Source organism: Bacillus sp. K2I17, assembly GCF_002209985.1.
In the GTDB taxonomy this organism is placed as follows: domain Bacteria; phylum Bacillota; class Bacilli; order Bacillales; family Bacillaceae_G; genus Bacillus_A; species Bacillus_A wiedmannii.
This window is the reverse complement of the sequence record NZ_NJGF01000017.1, coordinates 23,289-47,903: the sequence shown is the minus strand read 5'-3', so window position 1 is coordinate 47,903 and position 24,615 is coordinate 23,289. Positions and strand designations below refer to the sequence as shown.

Sequence of the window (24,615 nt, the reverse complement as noted above, 5' to 3'; positions counted from 1 at the left end):
CGTTTGTTTAATATTAGCACTCATCTATTGAAAATATATTTTTAATAAAACATCTTACCATCAGAATTCAAATTTAACAGGTCTTAAAAAAAGTTCTTCTAATGTATCTTTTGCATCTTTACTTTCAAATAAAATCTCATATAAAGCGTTACTAATTGGAAGTTCCACATCATATTGTTTAGATAGTTCTTTCAATGCTTTTACGGTTGAAACTCCTTCTGCCAATTTATCAAAATTTTGACCTAAGACAAACGCTTCCCCGAATTTTCGATTATGACTATGTAATGAAAACAATGTTGCTTCATAATCTCCTAAATGACTCAATCCATATATTGTTAAATCATTTCCTCCCATTGCTGTAACCAATCGTGAAAGTTCCCTAGTCCCTCTGGCCATTAGCGAACCTTTCAAACTGCTGTAATTCAATCCATCCAACATTCCTGCGGCGATTCCCATAACATTTTTTGTGGCAGCTCCTATTTCATTGCCAATCAAATCTTGTCCGTAGTAAAACCTTATTAAATCACTATTAAACTCCTGTACAATCTTCTTAGTGATACTAATATTTTCAGATCCAATCACCATACAATTCGGAATGTCATTTACAAAATCCTGTACATGTCCAGGCCCTATCCAAACCGCCATATTGGTATTTTTCCCAACAATTTCGCTAAATACTTGAGAGAGCCTTTTTCCACTCGTTGCTTCAAGCCCTTTCATACATAAAATAAAGGTTTTCCCTTGTATTTCATCAATTAAGTTTAGTCGATTAGCAAATGAACGTAATTCCTGTGCACTAATCGATATAATAATAATCTCCGCGAATACAATGGTTTTATGTAGTGAATTACTTAGCTCGATATCTTCTGAGAGCTTAAGATAATCATTCTTTCTAGTTTCATCTAATTCAATGTAATTTCTTGAATTTTCTCTCCCCCACAACATTACATTATGACCAACCTTGTTAGCATACCAAGCTATAAATGTACCCCAACGTCCACAACCAAGAACTGAAATATTCAATAATCTCACCTTTGTTTTTATAAATTTTTTATTATGATATGAATGGTTTTACTTATATTGTTCAATATTGGATAAATATTAACAAATATCCTTCATCTCTAATTAACATATGATGACAAAATCAATAGTTAGCAATAGTTGAATCATTTAGACGCGCTTCCATCGAAAGGTAAAATTATTAGAGTTTCAGAAAGCCCATTTTATCTCTTTCATATAGGTACACATGTACAAATACGAAATTTTTTTATTGAAATGTAAAAAGTAATATGGTATCTTCTATTACATTGACTAATTACATATGAGAATCATGTATAACTCCAAGAATATGGCTTGGGGGTCTCTACCAGGAACCAATAACTCCTGACTACAAAACGCGTCTTTTAGCGTTTGTGGTCAGGAGTTTTTTTGTTTTAAGGTAAATAATGACGAGAAGGGAATACAAAAAATGAATTTCAAAGTATTTATATTAGCTTTAGCAACAATAGCAGTAGGGCTTGTAGAGCTTATTGTTGGAGGAATATTGCCAGACATCGCTAAAGATTTTAATGTTTCATTAAGTTCCGCTGGTCAATTAATTACAATCTTCGCCTTTACTTATGCAATAGCAGGTCCTGTATTATTAATTTTTACAAGTAAAGTGGAAAGAAAAAAATTGTATATTATTTCACTTTATATGTTTCTAATTGGTAATATACTTACTTATTTTAGTCCAAACTTTACTTTTATGATGATAGCAAGAATTTTAACTGCTATGAGTACAGCATTAGTTGTCGTACTTTCCCTTACAATTGCAGCAAAGATTGTAAATCCCTCTTACCGAGCAAAAGCATTAGGATTAATTTATATGGGTATTAGCTCTTCACTTGTTTTAGGAGTACCACTAGGCATATTAATTTCAAACACATTTGGCTGGAGAGTTATTTTTCTTTGTATAGCTATTTTATCATTGGGATCTATTATCTTAATTTCAGTATTTTTAGAGAAAATACCTGGTGAGGAAAACCGAACTCCTTTATCTATCCAATTAAAGGCCGTGTGTAGTCCAAAACTAGGTGCTGCTCATCTAGCTACCATGTTTATGTTAGCAGGACACTATACTTTATATGCTTATTTTACTCCTTTCTTAGAAGAAAAGTTTCACCTAAGCCCTTATTGGATAAGCATATTTTATTTAGTATTTGGTATAGCTGCAGTAAGTGGCGGAGCGTTCGGCGGTATATTATCAGATAAAATAGGGGCTCCAAAAAGTATTGTGATAGTTATTACTTTATTTGCTCTAATCTTATTTATATTACCGTTCACGACAGTTTCTATTGGTCTATTTATTCCTGTTATGATAGTTTGGGCTGCATTAAGTTGGGGACTTGCACCACCTCAACAAAGTTATTTAATCCAAACCGCCCCAGATACGTCAGATATACAACAAAGTTTTAATAATTCAGCTCTACAAATAGGAATCTCACTCGGTTCCGCAGTTGGAGGTATAGCTTTAAAACAAGTAGAGAATGTTGCCTACATGGCCTGGGTTGGTGGATCTCTAGTTCTATTGTCTTTAGTTTTGGCTATCTTTTCTCTTACTAGACATACACCGATAAGAGAGTGTCATGTGAGTGCTAAACATGTAGATTAACATCCTCTTTGTCTTTTAATCGCAAAGAGTATAAATATAAATCATCAAAAAAAGTCCAGTTATAAAACCGGACTTTTTTTGACGGGATTGCCCTTATCTTTTTCCGAAAAATGAATATGTATAAATTTCTTCTCCTTGAACAAAGAAATCCTCGTACTTTCCTCCTCGTGTCAAATAATTTGAAGTACTTTCATCAATGGATTGAAAGTGTAGATTTTGGATTTCTTTCGTTACTTTTGAAAGTGTAAAATTTTCTCGAAAGTTATTTGTAATTTGGCTATTTGAGCTGAAATTTTTAAATAAAATAAATAAACTTACTAAATAACAATCCGTTTTAAAAAGTGGATTTAATTCGTGAAGTAAAAAATCCTCATGCTCAAAACTATAATTGCTCGTACCAGAATGATCAATTACTACATCAACTGACTGATTCTGAATAGGGATATTCAAAAAATCAGCACAGATAAAGAGAATGTTTCTTTTCGGATTTCTTCTCGCTAATACATCTTTTAAAAATAAAAGTTTATTTAAATCTCGATCCACTGCAATGTATAGGCAATTTTCGGGCAGTTCTTCATAAATGTTTCTCAAAAAGAATCCAAGTCCCGATCCTAAATCCAGTATTAATTTGTTATTTAAATTTAAATGTACTAGTTTCTTTTTCGCCCATTCCCCTTCCCTATGCATATTTTCCAAATACGCATTATCAGTTTCATGAATATAATCCGAAATAGTATCTTCAAGTGACGTTTGCTCATTTACTTTAAACAATTTACCCGCAGTTATAATTCCTGAAGTAATAATATATTCTTCACCACAATTACAAATTAGCTTCCCCTCAGTAATTTGATTGTTAGTAATAATTCCATTTTGAAGAATTAGTTTTTCGCTACACTTAGAACATGTAAGTAAATGAAGTACGCTTAAATCTATCCCTATAATTGAATTTGAAGTTTCATTTGTTAATAATAAATCTTGTAACACTTCCTTTAATTTATCCCGCCTCTTCCCCAAAAGCTCTATTTCCTGTTCCATCTTGTCATATTTCAATTTAAATAAAGATTGGTAAAAAGTATCATTTTCGTAATTCATAGATTTCGCTAAATTTTTATAAAAAAATAGTTCTTTAATTTCATTCAAGCTAAATCCTAGATCTTTGTAATGTAATATAAGTTCTAAATCTATTTGACAATACTCATCAAAAAAATAATGCCCTCCCCTTTTTTCAGGAATAATGAGACCCAGGTCCATATAATGTCTAATTGTATCAATACTTATGTTATTTAATTCTCCAAATTTACCTATTTTCATAGCATCACTACCATTTATATATTTTTTTATATAGATTTCTATTTTTATATTTAAAAACCCTTTAAACTTTCGAAACAACATTATTTACGTTATGTATGGGATATTTGAATGCCACATATTTTATAGGTGTATAATCCTTTTATTTAATTAAATTTCCATCGCATAGAATATACAGGAATTTATAACTTAATATAGAACATAAAAAGGAGCAGTTTATATTCTAAATTAGGGGACATACATACGGAATGAGGGATTAGAAAATGAAAATTGCAATAGTCTGTTTTGATAACTTTACTGATATAGATGTTTTTCTACCATGGGATTTATTAAATCGTGTACGTTTAGTTGGCGGTATTTCTGATTGGGACGTTCAACTATTAGGAACGGGAAAAACTCATATATCCATGTCTGGCTTACGTATTCCCATGACAGGAAGCATATCTGATATTCCGTCTGCTGACGCTGTAATATTTGCAAGTGGTAAGGGTGTACAAAATTTATATACAAATCAAGAGTATCTTAATAGCATTCATGTAGATCCTCAAAGACAATTAATAGGATCTATGTGTTCTGGTTCATTACTACTAGGAGCTAAAAAATTACTAACAGGTAAGAAAGCCACTACATATCCGTCCGTAGTAGAACAGCTTAAAGAATTTGATGTAGACGTTATTGAACAAAGTTTCGTAAACGAAGGAAATATCTCGACTGCTGCAGGCTGTTTTGCTGCTCAAGATCTCTCAGCCTGGATTATAAGAACCCTAATCAATGAAGAAATGGTCGATACTGTTCTAGAAACTGTTCAGCCAGTAGGCAAAGGTTTATATTTTTAATTTCAAATCAAGTTGAGGGATTGGTTGCTCCTTAAAACGATAAAATGAGCCTTTTTGTTTGATGGCGACGTGATATGCCTCCAATTTCAATTCAATTAAATAAAAAACCCGTGAATTATTCACGGGTTTTCCTCTTAATAACTAATTGCTATTGTACCTTCACCTGCATGAACCGCAAATGAAATTGGTAATGGATATAGTTTAAAGTCCATTTCAGGGAATGCTTTTCTAATATCTGAAATCCATTCCTCAGCTCCATCTTTATCGTTAGCATGGAACATATGAAGTACTTTTGGTAATTCTTTTTCGAGTTCATTTTTAATGTATTCTCGACATTTTTGGATTTTGCGAACTTTCTTTTCAAGTAAAAGCTCTCCACCTTTTACTTCTAATATTAAGTTGACACTTAATAAACTTCCAAGTAAAAATTGAACTCCCTTTACACGTCCACTTGCGTAAAGGCCTTTTAAACTTTTCGGGAATACGTGGAAAGGTCTTCTTTTTTCATCTACTAATGTTTTGTGTATATCTTGTAACGTCATACCATCATTGTATAACGATTTCGCTTTTCTAATTAGTTCATCCATTGGATAACTTGTTGTTTCACTATCCAATACCGTTAATGGGAAACCTGCCATGTCTGCAGCTAACTTCATGTTTTGATAAGTTCCACTTACTTTTCCGCTAATAGCAACTGCAAATCCCTCTTCATATTCTTCTTTGCATTTCGAAAATAACTCTACCATTTCCCCTATGTTAGGTTGTGATGTAGTGACAGTTTTACCTTCGTTTAACGCATTATAGACGCGCTCACGCACACCTTCTTCACAATCTTTGTACGACACACCATCAATAATAACTTCAATTGGGATAACAAAGTTATCTCCTTCTGTTGTAAAACTCGCAGTTGTACTATCAGTAATCCAAGCAACACGCTTCATGTTGTTCCTCCCTTAATTCAATTCCTCTTTTCTGACTTTTCTATATATTTATGTTACGAAAAGAGAATATCCCTGTAATAGTAACAGGACTTTATTGTTTTGGCTATAGTAGATGGATATTAAATGTGAATATTTTTTGTCATTTTCACGAAAAAAAGAAGAAAACCGAAGTATTTGCCCGATTTTCTTCTTTTTATACATTATTTAAAGGTTTCATTATCTAAAATTACAACATAATCATTTGTCAATCGACCAGCTTCTTTCGTATAACTAACAAGTCTTTGTACGTTATCACAGCAAAGTTTCGCTCCCCATACGAGTAACGGTACGCCGATGAAGTCGATGTGAAATCTTCTAGAAAACAGACCACCGAAAGTCATTGGTAAAGGCACTGTTGGTGATGTATTAGAAAAAATAATCTTTTCATGACTTTGATAATGTTTTTGCAAAATCTCTCCTAAATGTTTCATCGCAGGTACAACGACTTTTGATGCACCACATCCAATTGTATAAACCGGATTACCATTTTCGTCTATTCCATGAAAAATGATTTTGCCCATATCCTCTGTTTTCAATTTATTAAAGTAATCTACATTCAAAATTTCTTCTTTCGTTAACTTACGATCCGTTGGTAATTTATTTAAATGATAAGCTGCAGCAAGTGAAGTTGAATGTGTTCCGCCAAAATCTGTATAAATGAATATCATATTATCATCCCTTGTTGTAAAAGTTCAATGTTATTTAGTATTACCGTTCACGGCGCTGTTAAACAATGGATGAATACTTTCATGTTTTTTGTATTAATTCATTATATTTTTTCCAAATATAATATCGTTTACTAATTACAGTACCTAATGTGATACATAAAAAGGTATTTGTTACAACCATTAATGTATAGTGAGTACTGCTAGAAAACATACTTTGTTTAATCAAAACCTTCGTACCTAGAATGGCAAGTAGAATAATTGTACTTAACCAATTTCCTTTGCGTAATACATGACCTGTTTCACTATCTAATCGAAATGTTAAAACTTTTCCCCTAATCATTCCAAGGCCCAATCCAATCCCCAGCATTACAACGAATAGTAATACTTTCAATATAGTTAATTGTCCCATATGAATAATAGACTGGATTGTCGCAAAGCACAGCAAAGTCGGAATGAACCAAATACGATTAATATTCACTTTATATTCTTTACCTTGCATTAATATCATTATAAAAACAACAAGTAGAATAACAAATAGAATATCCATTTAGAGTCCTCCTATTTACTTGTTTACATTTGAAAATTATATTCGCTTCTTTTCATTCCATACTTTAAATAAACTAGCTAATAAAAATTATAAAATATAGAATGTGATTTCCCATCAGTTTTAAGCATTGTTTATGCAAAAAAGACGTACAAATAAATAGTACGTCTTTTTTGCATTTATTAATGCGTTCATAAACTCTTTTAACCTTATGAAAAAGAGTTTTCTAATTCTTTCATTATCTTTTCAGGACCCGCTCCTTTATTTGACGGAATAACTACTGTAATACCTAATCCTGGATATACGGCTGAGCGAAAACTGACTCCTGGATCATATCCCATTACATGATATTTGAATATCTTGTTTTCTCTTGTTTCAATCCATATTCCATAGCCGTAAGACTGATTATTATTTACTTGAATATGAGGAGTTAAAAGCATGTTTGTATATTCTCGGCTTATGATTTCATAGTTAAATAACGCTTCCCAGAACTTCAGCATGTCTGGCGCAGTAATAAAAGCACCACCATCAGAACCACCTTTTATTGGTATAGAGTAGGCGTTTGTTCTCCAATTTTGGTTAATTTCGTCTTTTATATATCCTAAAGCTGTGTGTCTTGGTAAACTATCTAAAGAAAAATAGCCAGAATCATTCATACCAATTGGATTGAATATGTTTTTTTCTATATATTCCGTAAATTCAAATCCTGTCTGTTCTTCGATTATTAATCCCAGTATGATAAAACCTGCATTGTTGTAATGAAACTTACTTCCAGGTGCAAACATCATATTTCTGTTTTGGAATAATGGTAAGAAGTCTTTTAAATTTTTTAATAGATACATAGGAGTTTGTTCCCAAAGATTTTCGAAATTATCCATAATACTTTCATCAAAATAATCTGGAATACCCGAACTATGCGTCAGAAGGTGATGTATTGTAATATCTTCATTGAAGTTTGGACAGTTTATGCGTAAACAATCTTTTAACTTTGTTTGAAAAGTAATTATCCCCTTCTCAACAAGTTGACAGATACCGATAGCAGTGAATATTTTACAACCGGAGGCAATTCCGAACCTTGTTTGTAGCGTATTATTTATACATTCATTGCGATTTGCGTAACCAAACGCCTCTTCATAGACTAAGCCTTTTTCTTCTTTTACTAAAATTACCCCAGAGAAATCTATATGCTGATGCATTTCTTTTACAATACTGTCTATTTGATCTTTTGTTTTCATTACAAAAACCACCTTCGTTTATCAATATTGTTCACCCTTCTTATATTTCCATATATAGGAGGGTAAACCCTCCTATTGAATACCGTAAATCAAAACCAAGATTACTATTTTGAATTGATTGACTCAGAGGAATGCACTTTAGAATGTGAGGGCAATAAAGTAAATACACACAATATGATAGTTATAAGCAGCATTACCAATGAGCCTACAATAACCACAAGTTGTATAGAAATAAATTGAGTTGCAACTCCGAACAAAATCGTAATTAAAATGGTGATGCCCGCAATCACAAGCCCATATATACTCCCAATCCGTCCCATGATATGGACAGGGACATTATTTTGATAAAAGGTATAAAATCCTGTGTTTGCATACGCCATAGAGAAAGATAAAATAAAGAATCCAATAGCAGCTATTAAAAATTCATTTGAAAAAGCATAAATTAAATAACCGATTGCTATGAATAATGATCCTATTCCAATTAAAAATGAAGGCGCTATTTTTTTGGATAAAATTGTATTTGTTATAGCTCCTAAAATAAACCCGGCTCCAGCAATACTAACTAAAAAGCCATATTCACTATCTGTTAACAATAAAACTTCTTTCGCAAATGACAATTCAAGTGAATCAGTTGCGGCAACTAAAACCATCATCCCTTGAAATAAGAAATACACAAAAACGATATATAAAGATTTTTTACTGAAATTTAAAACGATGTTCCAATCTTTTTTTAGTACAGCTAAAGATAACTTATCATTTGACGTAGTAATATCGGATTTTTTATCAAGATTAGGTAACAGCAATGTAATTACTCCTGATAAGAGAAATGCTATAGCATTTATATATATAGCAAACTCCGGTGTACTTGCTATTAACAATACTCCCGCTATCGCTGGACCAATTAATGATGCACCAGATCCTATTAAACTACGTAATGAGTTGAAACGTTGTCTTTTCTCTACTGGTATTAATTTCGTCATATATGTCATAGCAGTTGGCTCATAAATTGCACTGGCCATACTGATAAAGAATACGAATACATAAACAATCCAAAGTGATGGAAGTAGAGGTAAAATAGCGATAAATACCGCACGATATATATCGAGGTGAATCATTAACTTCCGTTTATTTAAACGATCAATCATACTTCCTGACCATGCGTTTGTAAATAAGGCGGCTAATGGTTTAATTACATATAAAGTAGCAACAGCTAAGGCTGAGCCTCCCATATTATAGACAAGTACATTCAGTGCTATTAAGTAAATCCATGCCCCTAAATTCGCAATACCAACTCCAGACAGTAGTAATAAAGGATATTTCCAATCTTTAAGTAAGTTTTTCATTTTAGGCCCCCGTTTTCCAAATTGTTTTGAAACAATAAAAAAATCCCACCCCCAAGACTTTTAGTCTTAGGGACGAGATTTATCATCGCGGTGCCACCCTAGTTTGTTAATATGTCGCCATATTAACCTTATCAGGTACTGCATTGTAAATCATGCTTATACCATAGCTCTATAACGGGAGCTCCCGTCACACCACCCCCTAATAAAAGGTTCCGATGTGCTGCTCAGAGGCTTGGTTCAATAAAGAATTTTTACTCCTTTTCAGCTAAATGGAGCTCTCTGTGAAAAATTCATTTTATTTACTCTTCTCTTCACTGCATTTGATTTTTTCCATATTATCACAGAAATATTTAACTGTAAATAAAAAATAATCAGATATTTAATAACGTGTTTCTGTTAATTCTTTTATTTATTATTTTTTCTAAAAATTACGGTGCGTGAAATTACTTAAATCTATAAAATAAAGAGCCTATTGTATATAGACCCTTCACTTTGTCCGAATTAATTTGTATTCGCCTCTACTAACGGTTGTAAAGGTGGTTCTAAGTTTAGTTCTAATGCATCGCCTTCTTGTATATCTTGTCCCTTTTCAATGCTTTGACTCGTTACATAGCCCGTACCTGTAGTCTTTAATTCTAATTTTAATAGTTTAGAGAAATACATAACATCACGCATGGACCAACCTTGTAAATTTGGCATTATTGCGTTCTTCCCTAATAAAAATATACGATCCCCTTCACTCATTACTTCACCAGATTGCGGATATTGTTTTATTATTTTTCCTTCGCCTAAAATTATCGGTTGGAGCTTCTCTTTTTTCACACTATTCTCTACTGTATCCATTGATTGATTGACATAGTTTTGTACTTTTAATTGGGATCGTTTCGTTGCATCTGCCATTTGTTTTTCTGTATATGGTTTCACTTTTAAATATTCAAGGCTATTTTTCATAACTGGTTTAAATATTTCAGCGAGCGGCTGAGCTCCATACTCATCTCCCTTTAACTTTGGCTGCTTAATAGCTAAGTATACAATTAACTCTGGGTCATCAATCGGAGCCATTCCTAAAAATGAAAAAATATAGTTTTCTTTTCCTTCCATATATCGTCCATTTTCAGGATTCGGAATTTGCGCTGTTCCTGTCTTACCTCCTATTGGATAACCATCCACTTTATACATTGTACCAGTACCTTTTGAAGACGTAATAACACGCTCCATTAAGTCTCTTACCTTGTCCGCTGTCTCTTTTTTTATTGGATTCCCAATTTCTTTCGGTTGATTTTCCATAATAACTTGTTTATTTATTGGATTTACAACTTTGTCAACGATATATGGTTGCATCATTTTTCCGTCATTTGCTATAGCAGTAGCTGCTTGGATTAATTGAATGGGAGTTACTGTAGAACCTTGTCCGAAAGAAGTTGTGACTTGTTGAATTTGTGTATTTAATAATAATGTGTTTTTACTTTCGCCAGGTAAATCTATTCCGGTTTTTTGGTTGAATCCAAATTTATTCATATATTGCTTAAATTTATCCGGTTTCAATAACTGATCTTCTAAAATAGAAAAAGCTACGTTGGATGATCTTTCGAAGCCTTCATCAAATGTAATAGATCCCCATCCAAACCCACCGTTATGATCTTTTATATCAGATGAACCAACTGAATATTTTCCAGATTGGAAATATTCTTTCCCGTTATATACCCCTTCATTTATTGCAGCAGCTAACGTAAATATTTTCATTGTTGAACCTGGTTCGTATGCATTTGCGATTGGATCATTTAAAAAATATTCGATATCGCCTTTATTAGGATTAAAACTAGGTTTACTAGACATTGCTAAAATTTCCCCTGTCTTTGGATCCGCTATGATTCCTACTAACATAGAAGAATCATAGTGCTCTTGCGCTTTATTCATCGCTTCTTCTAAAAAACTATTAATTTGTTTATCGAGCGTAAGGTATACGTTATTCCCATTTTTAGCTGGTTCTATTTTCCCTATATCATTTGTAAGCGGGATTCCTCTTGGTGCTCCCACATATTCTATATTCCCGTTTGTAGAGCGCAAATATTTATTCAGGCTCTTTTCAAGTCCAAATTTTCCTTCTGTATTTCCTTTATCGTCAGGTCTCGCAAAACCAAGTATATAGGATGCAAAATCTTCATTTGGATATACTCTTGCTTTTTCTGACATAAAAGATACCCCTGGAATTTTTAATTTTCCAATTCTTTCTTTTACTTCTCTAGATAAATTCCGGCCAACTTTTCCAATTTCAACTTGCGTGCGTCCATCATGAAAATTTTTTAATACGTCCTCTTTATCAATTTCAAGCGCATCAGCTAATCGCTCTGCAGTTTCATCTTTATTTTTCACTTTATTTGTTCCTTTTAAATTCACAACAACACGATATGTTGTGGAATCTTGGACTAACACTTTTCCAGCTTGATCATATATTGTGCCACGATTCGCTTCCAAAACACCATTTTTATTATGTTGTTCAATTGCTAGATCTTTTACATCTACATTATGTACGACACCTACTGCCTGAATATAGAAAAACCGCAAAAGCATAATAAGAAACAAAACAATAAAAGCAACCATAAAATACCGCGCACCTTTATTCGTTTCAAGTTTATGCATATTTATCTCCTTTCTTTCACAATTAATTGCTACGATGGTGTGCTTTAAATTATGTAGTTTTTTGCTTTCAATACTATATGTTTCGAACTTTACCTTTTAATTCCTTTAAATCGTTCTGAAAGTAGTTATTGTTTCTGTATTTATTTTATTTTTCTATTTATAGTACGGTGCGTGAAATTTATGAATATTCCGTAACGTGATGATTAATTTATAATAAACTACAAATTTAATAGGTGCTAACCTACTTGTTCTTTCGCCACTCTTTTAATGCAAATACCCTTTTCTTATGCACAATAAAAAAGTTCGCCTCTGGATTTCCAAAGGCGAACTTTTAAACAAACTTACAAATAGTTATTTATAAAAATTAAGCTATATGATTATATTTCGCTAGAAAAGGAATTCGTTTCGCTACCAATGCGTACATTTTAAATACAAATCTCGCTATTGGTTCACACATACGTGTACTTTGCATTACTAAGCCGCTCGTAATAAATGTTAAGAAAGCAGCACCAAGTATATCTAGAGGATAATGAACACCTACGTACATACGTGATACACCGACTAATACTGCCCAAATAAGAGCGACATATTTAAGTTTTTCTCCTCTAAGTAAAAATACAAATGCAATGGAAAATACAAGTACTGAATGATCACTAACAAATGATGAGTCTGCTGCATGTGGTACTAATTGATGTACATCATGTGATACAAATGGACGTGGATGGTAATATACCGCATGTATCACAACATTTACTAGTAAAGCGATAATGACTGAAAGTGTCGTATATAACACTGTATATTGTTTTTTAATGGCATTGACTTTCTTTCCATTATTAAACCATAAGATAAACATAAACAAAATTGCTACATATACAGCACTATTTGTAATAGCAATCATTAGCGTATCTAATAGTTTGGATGATCCAGCAAAATTATTAAACCATTGAAATACTGTGTAATTCATAATACTCTCTCCTTAAATAAAAGCGTTCTTGATTTACACAGTATACAACATCAATATGAAAATGGGCTTAAACTTTTCTCATCTAATTCTCATTTTACTAGTACTCATTTGACAATAGTAAGACTAATTATAACGGCTAATTATGTATAAAGCTGAAAAACCTTTCAAATAATACGAATCATATGCTTTTTATGTGTAGAATACATAACATAGCTATTTAAATATACTAGTTGCGAAATCATATTTTTATTACATACGAAGTGCGATATTACCAAATTGTTCTCCTTGTTCCATACGACTTAACGCTTGAATAGCTTCTTCTAACGAATATACTTTATCAATAATTGGTTTAATTTTATGGTTCTCTATAAACTTAACCATTTCATGAAATTCCTCACGGCTACCCATAGATGTTCCCATTATATCGATTTGATTATAAAATAATGCTCGTAATGGTAATTCAATTTTATCTCCTGAGCTTGCACCAAAATTAACAATTCTCCCATTTGGTTTTAATACATCAAAGTATTTTAAGAATGTTGCTGGACCTATACTATCAATTATTAAATCTACTTTCTCTCCGCTTAAACTCTCTTCCCAATTTCCAGAACTATTAAAAGAAAAGTCTGCGTCATATGTTTCGGCAAACCGTCTTTTACTCTCTACCCTTGAAGTAACACTTACTTTTGCACCAATTGCTTTTGCAAATAACATGGCAAATGTCGCTACACCGCCGCCTATGCCTGGAATTAAAACATGTTCTCCACACTTTAATCTACCCTTTGTAAAAAGCGCTCTATATGCAGTTAGTGCCGATAAAGATAGAACCCCAGACTCTTCCCAAGTAAGATATGACGGTTTTTCCACTACATTTTCAGCTGGCACAATAACATATTCAGCAAACGTTCCATCCTTCGGTCCACCTAACACCTCTGGTAACTCAGGTATTTCTGCAATATTATCCCATCCAATACTAGGATTAATAATAACCTCGGTTTTCAATAAAGCACCTGAAACCCCTTCTCCAATTTCCGTAACAATACCTGCACCATCTGACCCTAGAACTAATGGTAATTGCATTTCTTTTCTGTTATTCATTATAAATAAATCACGATGATTTAAGCCGGCTGATTTTAATTTCACTTTCACTTCTCCAGCATTAGGTGTTATCTCTGGTAATACTTTATATTCTACCCCTTCAAATCCAGCTTTATATTGATGTACGATAGCTTTCATTTTTATTCCCCCTTTATATTTCTAATGTACTAGAAAGTTCGAAATAAACAAAATAATTTGACCGTAAAAAAGAAGGAATGCACAAAACATCCCTTCTTTTTGAATTATTAAAGTGAAACGGTAGGCAGTGTAATCGTAACGATTGTTCCTTCGTCTTCTTTACTCTCTATTTGAATCGTTCCGTTGTATTTCTCTACAAGTCGTTTTGCAATAGACAAACCTAGACCGTTTCCACCCTGTTTTCGACTTCTTGCTTTGTCCACACGATAAAAGCGGTTAAGAACAAAAGGTAAATCAGCTTCGGGTATTCCCGCTCCACGATCTATGATACAAATTTTAACTTTCCCTGATTGTACACTAGATTCAATACAAATATATTTATTAACTTCTTTTGTATATTTCACTGCGTTATCCATTACGATAATAATAATTTGTTCTAAGTAAGATGAAGGTATTGAGACATATGCCACATCTCCACCCAGTTTCATATCAAATTGAAATTCAGTTTGAAGTACGGCAAAATTTTGTGAGACTTGTTTTAATATGCTATTTACATGGACTGGATCAGCTGCGATTGGATGCATCTGTTCTGATTCAGCTCTTGATAGTTCTAGCAATTCTAAAACTAACTTATTTAAACGATCAACTTCCTTTAAACTGGATTGAAGCGATTTATTTAAAACTGCTGGATCATCTTTCCCCCACCGATTTAACATAGACAAATGTCCTTGAATAATTGTTAGTGGTGTTCTCAGTTCATGGGATGCGTCTTCTACAAACTGCTTCTGTTGTGTAAAAGAAGTTTCTACCTCATCCATCATTTCGTTAAAAAGAAACGATAATTTTGCAAGTTCATCATTATTTTCACGTACTGGAACCCGTTCATTTAGTCCATTTTTCTTTATACGTTTCATCGTATCCGTTATATTTTGAACGCTTGATAATAGTTTTTTCGTGATTAGTAGCCCACCTAAAAAACTAAAGATTAATCCACATATTCCGGCAATAACCATTACCACTAGAATAATTTTTAATAAATGATCGAAAGCCTCTAAGTTTTTCGTAAGTTCAATGGTACCAGTGAACTCTTTTGTTTGAATTGGTATACGCTTAACTAATATGCGATCTTCTACATGTCTTTTTATAAATAATTCCTCATGTGTAACTTGTTTTGGTTTTATCCACGATTCATTAAACTCTCGAGAAACAGAAACAATTGTTTTCCCGTTCATACCGATAATACGAATCATTTGATGTTTATCAATCATATTGTTTAAGAAATCTTTACTGTTTTCAAACGTTTTACTCGAAAGGCTATCATTTTTATCTTGGAAATAGGCCGCTATTTCTGTCACTTGTCTATTTATTTGTTTCTGTTCATAGTCTATAGTCCACTTATTAATTACAATAAACTGCAGAGCACTATATAAAATGAATAAAATAAATACTAGAGTAGTGGACCAAAGTGTTAATTTCCACTTTATAGGTAGATTTCGAATTCGATGCACACTATTTTTGATCATTTCATTATATATCCAGCACCGCGGACCGTTTGGATATATTCCTCCTTATCTACACTATGTAACTTGTTACGTAAATAACGAACGTATACATCAACGATATTTGTCTCAACCATCGCGTCATATCCCCATACTTGATCCAATAAAACATCACGGGTAAGTACTCTATTAATATTTTTCATAAACATCAGTAATAGTTCAAATTCTTTATTTGTTAGTTCGATTTCTTCATTTCCTTTCGTAATCGTTCGCGATTCAATCTGGAGCTGTAAATCTTTGAATGTAAGAGATGAAACATGTTTATTTTCTATATGTTCTTCTCGTCTAAATATAACTCTCATTCGCGCTAACAGCTCTTCAATTGCAAATGGTTTCGGAAGATAATCATCGGCTCCGCTATCTAATCCTGTCACGCGGTCCATAATACTATCGCGTGCAGTCAACATAATAATAGGTGTATTTTTAGTTGCCCTTAATCTACGACACACTTCTAGTCCATTTAACCCAGGCAGCATTAAATCAAGTAAAATAAGATCATAATTTGTTTCAAGTGCGGCTTCTAATCCCTTCCTTCCATCAAACTGAATGTCTACCTTATATCCTTCATACTTTAATTCTAATTCTAAAAAATCAGCTAAACTTTCCTCATCCTCAATAATTAATATGTGTTGCAACAGTAATTCCTCCTATACAGTTAAATGAATGAGTAATCCTATCCCAAATATAATTGCAATGATTTGATGTGCTTTTCTATACAATATCAAGTTTGTTTTTTTATTATGTTTCTGTAAGAAAAATCCAACGATTCCTAGTATGATTAAAATGAAAAGAGAGAATATACCACTATAAAATATAAGCAGATGCCGACTTCCTTTTAATAAAAAATAAATGCCATGAGTAATTGATACAGCTAATACAGTATATCCAATTAATACGTGAAACTTTTTAATAAAAAGATATACATCCTTTATCAATTTAAACCCAATTATATTTTTCTTTTTTAAAAATAACCATATATGACGTAAAATCCATAACGATGCAGCTAAAATTGCCCCGTATTCACCGAAAGAACCTAATTTCTTATTTAACCATTTCATATTTAATGCGTTGCCGTATATTACATTAATAAATAACAATGCTATACTACAAAAAATAATAGTAATGCCTATAATTTTAACATACAAATGAAAATATTTATTTCTTAGTAGCTTCTCCAATTCATTCAAGCTCCTTCCTTATAAACCTTCTGTAACAAGCAGAATATCAAATTAAAAAGAAAGGAACATGAGAGAAAGATTAAAATAAAATGAGAATTTGAAGATCACTTAATTTTATTTAGCGATCTTTTTAGCTTCCTGTATTATTTTTTGAATAAACGGTGCCTTTTCCTTTGTATATGAAACACGATCAAAAGGATATGTAGTTGCAAGTTCCTCTTTTAATTCTCTATATTCTTTCTGTGCCCATTTATGTTCTATAAGAAAATCACGAAATAAAATGTTATTCTTCCACTCCTCACTATTATAAATATAAACATGCAAATGATGGGTACCAGCTCTCCATTTTCCCTTTCTAAAAAAACGTCGATTGGGTGTTTCTTTTGGAACATACTCATATCCAATTTTTAATAACGCTTCAATCCACTTTTCCGTAATTTTCAAATCAGTTACACCAATCATCATATCAATTAGAGGTTTCGCTCCTAATCCTTGTACAGATGTGCTCCCTATGTGTTCAATAGCAATACAATCTCCTCCGAATAAAGAAATAAATTTCTCTTTTTCTATTACATACTCTTTATGCCATTCTTTTTCATATGGCTTAATAACGATTTGTTGTTCCATTTTATCCACCCTCTTATAATCTTTTATTATTATATTTATAAAATTTCATGTGATTAACATAGGATTTTCACAAAATATGTCGAATACTGAAATATACAACTTTATTATAATAAATGCGAGGTATAATATGAAAGATATTCCAGTTGAAATTCAATTGAATCAAGTTACATTCCAGTTAAAAGAACATCATAATTTTGATTGGCTATTGAAATTAGGAAACGTATTTGCGGTTTTTGACCAGCAAGATTCAGGCAATCTATCTTTTGGTGTAGAAAAAGATGGGCGTAAGAAATTTATTAAATATGCAGGGGCACAAACACTTGCATATGAAGGAACTGTGAAAGACGCTATTGAAAGGTTAAAAAAATCGGTTTTCCTATATGAGGAATTAAAGCATGACTCGCTTATAAAACTAATTGAACACTTTCCAGTTCACTCTGGATATGTATTAATTTTCGATTGGTTTGATGGTGAATGTCTCCATTCGCATTGGAGTTTTCCGCCTCCTGAAAAATATACTAATCCAAGCTCTCCATTTTATAAATTTAAACATTTATCAGTTATGGAACGAATTCAATCATTACATTCCATCTTTTCTTTCCATACATATGTCGAAAAGAAAAACTATGTAGCATTAGATTTTTATGACGGTAGTATTTTATATAATTTTCATACAAATGAGACGAAGATTTGTGATATTGATTTATATTCTAAAAAACCATATGTGAATAAAATGGGAAGATTATGGGGCTCCTCGCGTTTTATGTCTCCTGAAGAATTTGAGCTAAATGCTATGATTGATGCAAGAACAAATGTATTTAATATGGGGGCGATGGCTTTCGAAATTTTAGGAGATGGAAAAGATCGTTCCTTTACAAAATGGGAAGCAAGTAGGAATTTATATGAAATAGCGTATCGTGCTGTAAATGAAAGCCGAGCTGAACGATATGAATCAGTTAAAGTATTTTATGAAGAGTGGATAAACGTGGCAAATGCTGAAAAGATATAACCTATATTATTAAAAACATAAAGTTTCTACTATAATCATGTATAATACATATAAAATGGAAATTCAAAATAACGAGGAAAATATTATGAACTTTGTTTATATTAATCAAAACGTATTAAATAATCTTCTTTACATTTTAAGTAGTATATTTATTTTTTATTTTATATATGATAGCGGACGCTATTTAAAGAAATATAAAAAATTACTTATTATCCTTTGTACGAGTATCCCTCTTATTTTATGTATGCGCTATCCAATCTATATGGATGAAAATTGTATTCATGATTTAAGACAAATACCAGTTATAATAGGCACACTTTATGGTGGCTTCCCTGTTGGTATCATTTTGTTTGCTATTTTATTAATTACAAGATTTTCATTTTATGGATTTAGTATGTTAACAATACTAGTTTATGGAACAATGTTTATCGTTACAGCATTCGCATCCGCAAAATTTAATAAGTATAATAGAAAAATTAAAGTAGCTTATGGAATGTTTTTAACATTTTTTCTAGCAATATTTACAACTGTAATTGTATTAACTTTATCAGATTTTGAAGTGAATAATTTGTACATTATTTATTTCATAATATTACCAACCATTTTGATGTTGTTTGGCATTTATTTTAATGAAGTTTTAAAAGATGCAGTATGTATGCGATCGAAGATGATTAAAATGGAAAAAATGGAGATTGTTAGCCAACTTGCTGCTAGTATATCGCACGAAGTAAGAAACCCCTTAACTGTCGTAAAAGGATTTACTCAACTTTTAAAAACACCTAATTTAACTCCAGAATCAAGAGACGAGTATATTGAACATATACTTGAAGAGTTACATCGTGCACAAGGAATTATTGATGATTATTTAACGTTTGCCAAACCTGCTTCAGAAAAATCAGATCATATTTCAGTAGAACAAGAGTTGAACCGAGTTATTAATATGATCTTACCATTATGCAATATGAATACAATACATATTACAAAAGATTTTTCCACAGCAACAATTGTAGGCAATAAACAGCACTTTCAACAATGTTTTTTAAACTTAATAAAAAATGGGATTGAAGCAATGCCTAATGGTGGTACTTTACATATCTCCTCATCTATTAGTAATAATAAAGTTATTATTCGAATTGAGGATAGCGGAATTGGTATGTCACAAGAGCAAGTAAATCGATTTGGCGAACCATATTTTAGTACAAAAACAAAAGGTACAGGTTTAGGTACAATGGTTGCTGTTAAAATCATTGAAACGATGCAAGGTAGTTTGAAAATCCGAAGCGTTATTAATAAAGGTACAACTTTGACAATTACATTGCCAAAATGTAATATGAACTCATCTGAAAACAAATAAAAAAGGAGCATAATTGCTCCTTTTTTATTTGTTTCGATACATAAGTATCTTCTATGTTTTTTTAGTTTACATTTGTGGAGACTAATTAGAAATTAGTACCCTCCGCCCCAGCAGCTGCATCCAACGATAATTAATAAAATAAATAACACAACTAATAACGCGAAACCTCCACCAAAACCACAAGAACCACCGTAACTCATATTTTCTCCTCCTTTTGGTTTGAAAACTAATAGGTAGTTGATCATTTTAACTGGTTCGTATTATACATTATGTAAATATCCCTTTTTTGAGCATGTCCACATAAAAATAAGTAAAAGCACTCATTTGAGAGTGCTTTAAAATGGATACCAAAAGTTTTGAAATACATGTAACTTTAAATACACTGCAACAATTAAAATAAAAATACCTACAAATAAAGCAATGAAATCCCCGCTTTTCGCTTTATTTGTATAAAACCAAGTTCGTGTATTCTTCTTTCCAAATCCTCTTAAATCCATTGCATTTGAAACTGTATCGATTCTATCTAGTGAATGAATAATTAAAGGCCAAAAAATTAAGACACGGTTTTTCATACGAATCCATAAACTTGCTTCTCCTTTTTCAAAAGCTACTCCTCTCGCCTCTTGTGCATGTTTAATAACTTTATATTCGGACTGAATATCAGGTATATAACGTAATGCAATATTTATTGCATATGTAATCTTATAATGAATTCGAAATTTACTTAAGCTACTCACAAATTTGCTTGGATCAGTCGTGTATATATAAATAAGTGTAAATGGTAATAACGTAAAATATTTTAATGAAAGTGTAGCTGCATAAAATAATGTTTCATATGTAATTGTTGCATATCCGATATGTAAAAACGAAGTATATGATTCGGTTAATTCAGATCCATGAGTTGGTGTAATAAATAAAATCATGACAGAATTTAATAAACTAAATGTAAATATAACAGTAAAAACAATAAAAATTTTACGAAATGGAATTTTAGCAACTAAAAGTCCGATACATCCAATCATAAATACAAATAGCAATACGCGAAAATCAAAAAATAAAAAAGTAAGCGTCATGCAAAAAATAAATAACAACAATTTCACTGCTCCATCCATACGATGAAAATATGTATTATACACCTTCCTCCCTCCTCATAACATCAAAATAAAGTTCTATAAATCTTTCAGGTTTTGCAATACCACTTAATTTAACGAGTTTGAATAAAGAACTCTCCCCTAAGTGCGCTCTATGTAAAGTTTCTGAATTCCCTAATACAGTAGATGCAGTATTATTCGCAATAATTTCTCCTTCATGTAGAACTATCGCTCTGTCTGCATATTCTAATGTGAGATTCATATCGTGTGTAATAAAAATAAAAGATATTCCCTTTGCAGCTAGTTTTCTTATAAACGTCATAAACTGTTTATAATGATAATGATCTTGTCCCGCTGTCGGTTCATCTAAAATAATAAGTTTCGGATTGGTTGTTAGTACAGATGCAATCGTTACTCTCTTTTTTTGTCCGTAACTTAATGCCTGGATTGGCCAATTTCGAAATGGATACAAGCCACAAATTTTTAACGTTTCCTCCGCTCTATGCTTAATTTCTTCCTTTGAAACCTTTTTTAATTTTAATGAAAATGAAACTTCTTCTATAACAGTAGGTTGTGTAATCATATGATTTGGATTTTGCATTACATAAGATATGACTTCACCACGTTTACGAATAGACCAAGAATTGATATTTACTTCATCAAATACAATCCTATCATTTTTTGTTTTGTTTATGCCTATAAGACTATGAGCTAATGTAGATTTTCCAGCACCATTATGACCCAAAAGTGCAACAATTTCCCCTTCTTTAATGGAGAAATTTACATTGTCTAATACTTTTTGTTTATTAGAATAGGAGAACGACAAATTTTCTACTTTCAATATTTCTTTGTTTTTAGGAGTATTTTTACAAAAAACTTGCTTCTCCATCCACTCATTTATTGCGCTACGAACACTTTCTCTTTGAAGATTTTCAAGTGGGTATATTACCTCATTATTACTATCAAACTGTAATCTCTTTAATCCTTCAATGTACATAGGTTCCCTTAAGCCAATAGATGGTAATATATTTGAGGCCAAAATCTCTTCTGGTGTTCCTATCTCAACGATTTCCCCTTCATCCATTAAAATAATTTTATCTAAATCCAGATTGAACATTTCTTCTATTCGATGTTCAATAAGTACAATTGTTTTATTATATTGTTTATGTATATCTTTAATAAGTTCTATCGTATGTAAGCTACTTACTGGATCTAAATTCGCTAACGGTTCATCAAACAATAAAATATTAGCATTTGTCGTTAACAGACCGGCTAAAGAAACAGTTTGTTTTTGCCCTCCTGATAATTCATGCGGACTTTGTTTATGAAAAGTATGCATCTTTACCTTTTTTAATGATTCTGAAACAATCTTTTTCATATCATCTTGATTTACACATTCATTTTCTAAATAAAAAGCTACATCTTCTTCTACTGTAAGACCAATAAATTGTGCATCTTGATCTTGCAAAATTGTTCCTACCTGTTTACTCTGTTCAAAAATACTCCCTTTCCTCGGATCTTTTCCCGCAATAGAAATAGTTCCAGTACTACTCCCTTCATAAGAAAATGGGATTAGCCCATTAATACAATGAGCTAATGTTGATTTTCCTGAACCACTACGTCCAGCAATTAGTACTTTTTCTCCAGGGTATATATGAAATGTAATGTCTTTTACAGTAGGTTGCGCAGCATGTTCATATTGAAAGCTGAATTGTTCAAAAGAAATGATTGGTTGCATGTTAACATCCCTACTTTTCAATTTTTAAATGTGTATGTTTCTTATTAGATTTAGCTAAACCTATTGTAATTGGCAATCCAAGAACTAAAAATACAATAACATCAGCAATTGTTGCTCCTAATACTTGTATAACAATTTTGTCAAATGGTTCTCCCATCACAATAACATCGAATGCCCCAGCAAATATAATAGCAATGACAATACCAATTAACCCAGTAATGGCTAAATAAGAAATATCCCGCTTATTATACGTCCCGTTTTTCACACTAAAGCTAACTCTTTTTTGAATGAGTCCCATTGCAAATCCGATAATGCCTGAACTAATTACCCATCCCCACCAAATACCCCAACCAGCGATTGTATCCGTTACGGTATGACCGATAAGCCCTATTAAAAGTCCTGCCACTGGACCAAATAACGCTCCAAAAACGGTTAAAATAGCTAATGCAGGTTTAATAAATGTATTGGGTGCAATAGAAAATCCCCAAAGTCCTAATATCCCGTATAATGCTGCTCCAATTCCGATTGCCACTACTAACTTCGTTGATAATTTGTTCATTACAATTCCCCTCCCGTATTAGTCAACTTTTATTACTCTATATTTATTTTGAAAATGAATTATGCATCGACACTCCCTTTCTATACAACAAAAAATGACCCCTTACATAAGAGGTCATTTTCTTCACGTTCAAGAATCCTCTTATCTTCCAAAAAACACATCGTGTCCTCTGCGGAATTAGCACCTTCCTATAAATTTATATAGGGGTTGCTGAGGTTTCATAGGGCCGTTCCCTCCACCTCTCTGGATAAGTATTAATTTGTAATTCGTATTATGGCACTAATAAGTGTAAATTTCAACACTTTTCTAATTATTTTTATTTTTCGTTTAACGGTACATTTAAATCATTGTATTCTTATCGGAATTATGAAATAATGAATTCAAAATAGTTACGGGAGGAATATACGATGAAAGTAATCGGTTTAATTGGTGGACTAAGTTGGGAATCTACATCGTTATACTATAAACATATTAATACACTTACACTCTCTCAATACGATCAAAATGCGAAGCTTGTTTTATATAGCATGGACTTTGGTGAAGTAACTACTTTATTACAAAATCATCAATACGAAGAAGTGAAAAACGAATTAGTCACAGTTGCAAAAAAGGTTGAAAAGTCCGGGGCTGAATGTTTATTAATGTGTTCCAATACGGTCCATTTATTTGCTGAAGAAGTAGAACAGGCAATATCTATTCCACTTCTTCACATTGGTGATGTAAGTGCTAAAAAAATGGTAGAGCAGAATATAAAACGGATCGGACTTTTAGGTACGAAACAAACGATGGAACAAGACTTCTATAAATCACGTCTAGCGAACTATAACATTGAGACAATTATTCCAAATAAAGAGGAAAGAAATTTTATTCATCATGTTATTTTAAATGAATTAAGTAAAGGAATTATTTCAGAAACATCAAAAGAAAAGCTATTACAAATTACAAACTCATTAATTCAAAATGGCGCAGAAGGTATATTGCTAGGCTGCACCGAAATACCATTGCTCATTTCCCAAAACGACCTTACTGTACCTGTTTTTGATACCGCTTTTTTACATGCAAATACTGCTGTGCAGTTTGCAGTATAATAATA

At 32.0% G+C, this 24,615-nt stretch carries 23 protein-coding genes, 2 riboswitches and 1 other annotated feature; of the genes, 5 read left to right on the top strand and 18 right to left on the bottom strand.

Annotation, left to right across the window (positions count from 1 at the left end):
- Nucleotides 1-60 precede the first annotated feature (60 nt).
- Nucleotides 61-1,032 (bottom strand): NAD(P)H-dependent glycerol-3-phosphate dehydrogenase, encoded by a 972-nt coding sequence (locus tag CER22_RS19070; RefSeq protein WP_256943720.1) that lies wholly within the window; start codon nt 1,030-1,032, stop codon nt 61-63.
- Nucleotides 1,033-1,310: 278 nt separating this feature from the next.
- A riboswitch (purine riboswitch) is annotated at nt 1,311-1,410 on the top strand.
- A gap of 58 nt (nt 1,411-1,468) precedes the next feature.
- On the opposite strand from CER22_RS19070, the gene CER22_RS19065 reads away from it, so the two are divergent.
- Nucleotides 1,469-2,653: an MFS transporter gene (locus CER22_RS19065; RefSeq protein ID WP_088063928.1), complete on the top strand. Its 1,185-nt coding sequence runs from the start codon at nt 1,469-1,471 to the stop codon at nt 2,651-2,653.
- A 93-nt stretch (nt 2,654-2,746) separates the two neighbouring features.
- Here the strand turns inward: CER22_RS19065 and CER22_RS19060 are convergent, their stop codons facing one another.
- Nucleotides 2,747-3,964, bottom strand: a complete 1,218-nt coding sequence (locus CER22_RS19060; protein ID WP_088063927.1) for a methyltransferase domain-containing protein — start codon at nt 3,962-3,964, stop codon at nt 2,747-2,749.
- A 260-nt stretch (nt 3,965-4,224) separates the two neighbouring features.
- On the opposite strand from CER22_RS19060, the gene CER22_RS19055 reads away from it, so the two are divergent.
- Nucleotides 4,225-4,797: a DJ-1/PfpI family protein gene (locus CER22_RS19055; RefSeq protein ID WP_088063608.1), complete on the top strand. Its 573-nt coding sequence runs from the start codon at nt 4,225-4,227 to the stop codon at nt 4,795-4,797.
- Between the two features lie 134 nt (nt 4,798-4,931).
- Here the strand turns inward: CER22_RS19055 and CER22_RS19050 are convergent, their stop codons facing one another.
- The 12 genes from CER22_RS19050 to CER22_RS18995 form a co-directional block, all read right to left on the bottom strand.
- Nucleotides 4,932-5,738, bottom strand: coding sequence for a DegV family protein (locus CER22_RS19050; protein WP_000831941.1), 807 nt, complete (start codon nt 5,736-5,738; stop codon nt 4,932-4,934).
- Between the two features lie 200 nt (nt 5,739-5,938).
- Nucleotides 5,939-6,445 carry a DUF3189 family protein gene (locus CER22_RS19045; RefSeq protein ID WP_000576339.1) on the bottom strand — a complete coding sequence of 169 codons (507 nt, stop codon included), beginning with the start codon at nt 6,443-6,445 and terminating at the stop codon, nt 5,939-5,941.
- Nucleotides 6,446-6,524: 79 nt separating this feature from the next.
- The gene (locus tag CER22_RS19040; protein ID WP_000353194.1) at nt 6,525-6,992 is read right to left on the bottom strand and encodes a DUF1453 family protein; all 468 of its coding nucleotides are present in this window, start codon (nt 6,990-6,992) and stop codon (nt 6,525-6,527) included.
- 206 nt (nt 6,993-7,198) lie between these two features.
- Complete coding sequence (locus CER22_RS19035; RefSeq protein WP_088609362.1) at nt 7,199-8,224, bottom strand: serine hydrolase domain-containing protein; 1,026 nt, start codon at nt 8,222-8,224, stop codon at nt 7,199-7,201.
- A gap of 104 nt (nt 8,225-8,328) precedes the next feature.
- A complete protein-coding gene (locus tag CER22_RS19030) occupies nt 8,329-9,567 on the bottom strand; it encodes an MFS transporter (protein ID WP_088609361.1) in 1,239 nt (412 codons plus the stop codon).
- Nucleotides 9,568-9,632: 65 nt separating this feature from the next.
- Nucleotides 9,633-9,891 (bottom strand) — a binding site (T-box leader).
- A gap of 177 nt (nt 9,892-10,068) precedes the next feature.
- The gene (locus CER22_RS19025; RefSeq protein WP_088609360.1) at nt 10,069-12,207 is read right to left on the bottom strand and encodes a penicillin-binding protein; all 2,139 of its coding nucleotides are present in this window, start codon (nt 12,205-12,207) and stop codon (nt 10,069-10,071) included.
- Between the two features lie 364 nt (nt 12,208-12,571).
- Nucleotides 12,572-13,171: an undecaprenyl-diphosphatase gene (locus CER22_RS19020; RefSeq protein WP_088063604.1), complete on the bottom strand. Its 600-nt coding sequence runs from the start codon at nt 13,169-13,171 to the stop codon at nt 12,572-12,574.
- A gap of 249 nt (nt 13,172-13,420) precedes the next feature.
- On the bottom strand, nt 13,421-14,407 hold the full coding sequence (locus tag CER22_RS19015) for a zinc-binding dehydrogenase (RefSeq protein WP_088063603.1): 987 nt from the start codon (nt 14,405-14,407) through the stop codon (nt 13,421-13,423).
- A gap of 107 nt (nt 14,408-14,514) precedes the next feature.
- Entirely contained in the window at nt 14,515-15,930 is a 1,416-nt protein-coding gene (locus tag CER22_RS19010; RefSeq protein ID WP_088063602.1) for a HAMP domain-containing sensor histidine kinase, read from the bottom strand.
- A complete protein-coding gene (locus CER22_RS19005) occupies nt 15,927-16,601 on the bottom strand; it encodes a response regulator transcription factor (RefSeq protein ID WP_071723193.1) in 675 nt (224 codons plus the stop codon). Before CER22_RS19005 ends, CER22_RS19010 begins: the two co-directional genes overlap by 4 nt.
- Before the next feature lie 12 nt (nt 16,602-16,613).
- Nucleotides 16,614-17,144, bottom strand: a complete 531-nt coding sequence (locus CER22_RS19000; RefSeq protein WP_061678537.1) for a hypothetical protein — start codon at nt 17,142-17,144, stop codon at nt 16,614-16,616.
- Between the two features lie 114 nt (nt 17,145-17,258).
- Entirely contained in the window at nt 17,259-17,771 is a 513-nt protein-coding gene (locus CER22_RS18995) for a GrpB family protein (RefSeq protein ID WP_088063601.1), read from the bottom strand.
- A 127-nt stretch (nt 17,772-17,898) separates the two neighbouring features.
- Here CER22_RS18995 and CER22_RS18990 point away from each other — a divergent pair, with 127 nt between their 5' ends.
- Both CER22_RS18990 and CER22_RS18985 read left to right on the top strand, forming a co-directional pair.
- Complete coding sequence (locus tag CER22_RS18990; RefSeq protein ID WP_088063600.1) at nt 17,899-18,780, top strand: protein kinase; 882 nt, start codon at nt 17,899-17,901, stop codon at nt 18,778-18,780.
- 85 nt (nt 18,781-18,865) lie between these two features.
- The gene (locus CER22_RS18985; RefSeq protein ID WP_088063599.1) at nt 18,866-20,134 is read left to right on the top strand and encodes a sensor histidine kinase; all 1,269 of its coding nucleotides are present in this window, start codon (nt 18,866-18,868) and stop codon (nt 20,132-20,134) included.
- A gap of 92 nt (nt 20,135-20,226) precedes the next feature.
- On the opposite strand, the gene CER22_RS18980 is transcribed toward CER22_RS18985, so the two are convergent.
- The 4 genes from CER22_RS18980 to CER22_RS18965 form a co-directional block, all read right to left on the bottom strand.
- A complete protein-coding gene (locus tag CER22_RS18980; RefSeq protein WP_000120182.1) occupies nt 20,227-20,334 on the bottom strand; it encodes a YjcZ family sporulation protein in 108 nt (35 codons plus the stop codon).
- A gap of 135 nt (nt 20,335-20,469) precedes the next feature.
- Nucleotides 20,470-21,270, bottom strand: coding sequence for an energy-coupling factor transporter transmembrane component T family protein (locus tag CER22_RS18975; RefSeq protein ID WP_088609359.1), 801 nt, complete (start codon nt 21,268-21,270; stop codon nt 20,470-20,472).
- Entirely contained in the window at nt 21,263-22,963 is a 1,701-nt protein-coding gene (locus CER22_RS18970; RefSeq protein ID WP_088609358.1) for an ABC transporter ATP-binding protein, read from the bottom strand. Before CER22_RS18970 ends, CER22_RS18975 begins: the two co-directional genes overlap by 8 nt.
- A 10-nt stretch (nt 22,964-22,973) precedes the next feature.
- Nucleotides 22,974-23,522 (bottom strand): ECF-type riboflavin transporter substrate-binding protein, encoded by a 549-nt coding sequence (locus CER22_RS18965; protein WP_001038206.1) that lies wholly within the window; start codon nt 23,520-23,522, stop codon nt 22,974-22,976.
- A gap of 138 nt (nt 23,523-23,660) precedes the next feature.
- Nucleotides 23,661-23,776, bottom strand: a riboswitch (SAM riboswitch).
- A 153-nt stretch (nt 23,777-23,929) separates the two neighbouring features.
- Here CER22_RS18965 and CER22_RS18960 point away from each other — a divergent pair.
- Entirely contained in the window at nt 23,930-24,610 is a 681-nt protein-coding gene (locus tag CER22_RS18960) for an aspartate/glutamate racemase family protein (RefSeq protein WP_088063596.1), read from the top strand.
- Nucleotides 24,611-24,615: the final 5 nt, after the last annotated feature.